This is a genomic window from Bradyrhizobium sp. Kon10 (genome assembly GCF_055807395.1).
In genome coordinates this window covers 1-4456 of the sequence record NZ_JBVVOZ010000072.1, presented here as the reverse complement: position 1 = coordinate 4456, position 4456 = coordinate 1, and the positions used below count along the sequence as shown (strand labels likewise).

The following is a 4456-nucleotide window of genomic DNA, read 5'->3' as shown; positions in this document are numbered from 1 at the left end:
CGCCAGCTGACCAGCCCGGCTCTCGCCGGCGAACGCGGTGATCCACCGCCAGCTACACCACGCCACGGGACACGATCTGGTCGCAGCCGCTCTGCGACCAGGCGGCCGGGCGCCATGGTCTTCCTGCAACCCCAGGGCAATGGATGCTCGGCCGCTGCAGCTAACAGGGGGCGGTTAGACTAGGCAACATCGCCTGACGTCATTCCTGCGCGATGCGGAAGACTTGAGACTTAAATGCCACGCCTCGCGCGGCGAACCGTCAGATAGCATGCGGCGAGCGAGGAGATCCTTCCAAGGCGGCTTGCGGAGGATGAATATTGTCTGTGCTGACAAGCGCGCAATCCTCGCACCTGAACAGCCAAGATCTCGCATGTTCGCCCAAATACCTCATCGGCTGTAAGCAAAGATCGCACTTCCGAACTGGCTTATTGCCGCCAGCTTCCGTGAAAATGAACTTCATCTCCACCCCCCTGCGCCTCAGGCCATACGAATCTGATTCGCGAGGAAGTTAAAGAGGGCGTGCGGCTACAGTTCGCGATTCATGGCGGGGTGTTGCCTATTCTTCGCCTTACCCAATGCTTCTGTCGGCGCCCCGGTCAGGCCGATCGCGGTGCTTTGAGACCAAGCCCTTCAAGCCCATGCCGCAGGCGGCCGGTAAAGATCGGGACCAATCTCGCCCCGCTCAAAGGGCGCCACGGTGATCCCGTCCGGCCGGCGCGCCAGCAGGCGCTGCAAATTTATCTTCGCAGATGCAGTGGCAGGCCGCGAAGATCGTCGCCGCCCACGGCGAGAACGTCGAACGCGTAAAGCTGGGACGACCGTATTCTCGTGTTTCATTTACTTGAACGGGCAGTGTCGGCCACGCTCTTGCATACCGCATTGACGGCACAGAAGTGCCGCAGCCAGATCGTTACAAATTTTTTCCGATGTCACCGACGACCTTCTGCCGAGCTGACCGCCGAGATTGCAACGTTCTAATCTTTGTAACCGTCGTCCAGATTGTGTGGCCACTCCCTGCCACAAGAACTGCAATAAATTTCAGCGGTTCAACAAGTGTGAGCGGCACAACAAGCGAAAAAGGCGAAGGGTACGGCTTTAGCTGTTGAATACGGCGGCAAAGTCTCGCAAAAATGGACGCGCCGTCTAATGCGTGGACGGGCCAATAAAGCAATAGGTGAACCTCGTCCGACGCCGACAATACTGCTTTGCACTCGATGGTGCCGCACAGTGCTGACTAGCGCAGGCCGAAGAACGACAGAACGATCCCGATCACAACGATCAAGCCGACAATATAAATGATCCCATTCATTGAAAGCCCCTCAGCTTCCCTGCCCGAAGGACAATAGAACATCGCGCAGATGGTTCCCCCGCTTCGGCTCAGGAACCGAGGCGATCGGCCAAACCTTCGAATGGAACGAGACGAGACGTTCGGAGCTTTATGGGATCGAATCCCGGAGAACTGCCATGAAAGTGACCGCTCTTCTCATTGCAGGAGCTCTCACCTGCACTAGCACCTTAAGTTTTCCGCAGGGCAGCGGAGGGGGAGGGTGAAGTGGTGCTGGTTCTTCGAGCGGAGCAACCGGCTCTGGCAACACGGCTGCGGGATCCAGCTCGAGCGGTGGGACCGTGAACGGTACGGCTGGCTCACCCGGGCCAAACACGAGCAACGCCCTTAGTCATGGCACGACTGGAAACCGAATTCCCAGTTCTGCCCGCTACCAACGGGAGCAACGGTAGTTCATCGCCAGCCAGCAGGTACGCAAACGACAGAACGATGAACAAGGCCGTGCAAGATCTCGGGAATACCAACAACGGAATCTTAGGACCGCAGCACTGAAGTGGTCCGATCCCTGCCTCAGCTTGGCCTTGTTAGACTGCTCGGCTGCACCGGATCTGATTGCCCCAAGTAAGGATTTCTCATGTCTGACCTAGGTATCCAAGTTCGGTCTCAAGTCAAGGAAATGGCTGAAAACAGCGTTGATCAGGCGGAGAAGGCTATTGCCGCCTTTCTGGATGCCGCAGCGAAGTCAGTCGAGATGGTCCCCGCTCCCGCCAAAGACTTCTCGAAGAAAACTCTGTCGATCACAGAGCAGAACATGAAAGCCGCCTTGGAGCATACACGAAAACTGATCCATGCATCCGACGTGAATGAGTTCATGCGGCTGCAGAGCGAGTATCTAAAAGCCCAGTTCTCCATCGCACAAGATCCGATAAAGGAACTTGGCAGCGGAATGTTGCCGTCCAGCAAATCAGCGTCGCAGAACGATGTATAATTAGCTCGTGTTTCGAGTCGCTATCTAGTCGAAGGCAAGCCGTGTGGCCTCCGAGGAGACTGCACCGATAAGTGAGCTGTCAGATGAGCAAGCGAACCAAAGATCGAAAGTTGAAGAGCTCTACCGCTCTTTCGAAATCTTCTGAAGAAGATGTCAAGCCGGTTGACCTGAACATCGAAGCCCCCAAGGTCGCTTCTGCCGAGGTGGAGACTGTTGACCCGCTGATTGAGGTCGCAAACATTCCTGAACAAGTTGCGGCAGAGGGGTCTCATGAAGTTGTTTCGACTGAAACGCAGACTCTTGTTTCCTTCCCTAGAGACGTTCCGGAAGCCTTCGCAATTGGCTCTGCATTCCCCTGGTCTCAACAAAAACAGCTGTTGGAGATGGCAGAACGAAATACGAGATTCCTATGGCACTTTGTCGGACTGTTTGCTGGGGCTAAGTCCCCTCAGGATCTTCTCGCCATAACAGCTGAATTTTTTAGAGAAGGCGGAGTGTTGTTCAAGGAACAGTCGGAGACGCTCCTCGAACTTTACGTAGCAAGCCCCTCCAAAATTAATCCCCCAACTGCGTAGCGAAAGCGGCAGCTGTCGCCTTCCATGGTACTCCTGAATGATTTCGACGGAGGTGCCCATGTTGCGGACAACCTCGAACACGCTGCCCCCCTTGCGCAGTGCATTGATCGTTTGTCAAGTTGGCAGTTTGCCTGGTCCGCATCTCACAAATTTTGTTTTGTGCGAGTTTTTCCCAATCTCAATCGTCGTGGGATTAACAATCGTCAGAAGATAGGTGATCTTTCGAGTAAACCAGAGCCGCCTCCTAGCATCGGGTGTTTCAGTAATCCAATAACCTTTCGGTGCAGGCTTAGCGGAGGAAAGTGAGCTGACTAGCTGCGTACTCGGCGTGACGTCGTACCGCTTGTCCCCATTGAATATAAGCATTTCAGCTATCAAATGCCGACCTACCGCTTCGACGCCAGACAGTCGGACGGTGAAGCAAGCTTCATCGACTCCGATAGGGAAGTTGGGATCGAGAGTGACCCAGATCCCCGTCACTGGATACACATCGGCTATAGCCGGAGAACTGAGAGGCAGGCCTACCAAGGCGAACAGCCCAGCGCATTCTGCTAATCGCTTGTGGGCTCCGAAATACGAGGACCCCATTGCAAACCTCTGCGAGTATCGATCAGGAGGCGAGATATTGTGCAGCCTGCATGTCTTACGCTTGCTGACCGTTCCAAACGGCCGAAGCGTGGTTACGTCCCAAGCGCCGCGTCGTTTGCTCAAACCACACCATTTAGGAACTGGCTAACCTCCTCGAAAAACTGCGGCATGCCCGGGTCATTCTGCAACGGCAGGTGGTCGGCGAGAAGTTGTCCAGTAACATTCTGGATGAGGCAATGCGGGGTCAAATTTGCAAGCCGATTGACAGCCATGCCGGCGTAGCGACAGAGCGACCCCGAATCGCCCGGTTGAAGAGTGAACTCGGGGCCGCCCCTCCGCCGGCCCGCTGTTGGGGAGTGGACACGGCATCCAAGTGAAGCACCGGTTTCTGTCCCGAGCAACCGGACAGCGTTTCTGACGGGCTCTAGAGAGTCGCTGAGTGGCATTGCGTGAAGCGAAGGCCACCACCACAGGCGTGCCCGATGTGCTTCAACGAGCTGAAGCTCGACAAGGTCGAGCAGCATTGGTCCGGCTCAACCGAAGAGCCATCGCCAAATTTTGGTGACGGCTTGAGCCGGTCAGGCGGCGGCGGTTGTGGGCTGGCGGTCGGTCGACTTGGCGATGACCTCGATCCCGTCATTGAATGTCACACCGAGAACGAGTTTTGGCAACTGGTTATGACCATCGAGACGGCGCCAGGTTCTCTGCGCGCCCTCGACCAGTTTGAAGACCATCGCGAGCGCGGTCTTGTTGGATAGGCAGCCTTTCGATCGAATGGTGCGGTGGCGCACGGTGGCGAAGGTGCTTTCGATGGGGTTGGTCGTCCGCAAGTGTTTCCAGTGCTCGGCCGGGAAGTCGTAGATAGCCAGCAGCGTGTCCCGATCCTTGTTCAGGCAGTCTGCCGCCTTTTCGTATTTCAGCGCGTAGCTCCCGATGAAGGCGCCGAACGCCAGCTCGGCGGCGACCTTCGTTTCAGCCATCCAGATCTCCTGCAACGCGCGCTTGGCTTTCGGCTGCTGG

Annotated in this window: 3 protein-coding genes; 2 read left to right on the top strand and 1 reads right to left on the bottom strand. The window is 56.4% G+C overall.

Annotated elements, in window-relative coordinates; genetic code table 11:
- Nucleotides 1-1919 precede the first annotated feature (1919 nt).
- Entirely contained in the window at nucleotides 1920-2273 is a 354-nt protein-coding gene (locus AC0L2O_RS35975) for a phasin family protein (protein WP_027520158.1), read from the top strand.
- An 83-nt stretch (nucleotides 2274-2356) separates the two neighbouring features.
- The gene (locus AC0L2O_RS35970; protein ID WP_156949094.1) at nucleotides 2357-2848 is read left to right on the top strand and encodes a hypothetical protein; all 492 of its coding nucleotides are present in this window, start codon (nucleotides 2357-2359) and stop codon (nucleotides 2846-2848) included.
- A gap of 1166 nt (nucleotides 2849-4014) precedes the next feature.
- Here the strand turns inward: AC0L2O_RS35970 and AC0L2O_RS35965 are convergent.
- The coding region (locus AC0L2O_RS35965) for a transposase (protein ID WP_473373093.1) at nucleotides 4015-4456 on the bottom strand (442 nt) is incomplete at its 5' end.

Bases quoted from the DNA above. Each gene is read 5' to 3' on its own strand.
- AC0L2O_RS35975 (WP_027520158.1), top strand. From the start codon at position 1,920: ATGTCTGACCTAGGTATCCAAGTTCGGTCTCAAGTCAAGGAAATGGCT.
- AC0L2O_RS35970 (WP_156949094.1), top strand. From the start codon at position 2,357: ATGAGCAAGCGAACCAAAGATCGAAAGTTGAAGAGCTCTACCGCTCTT.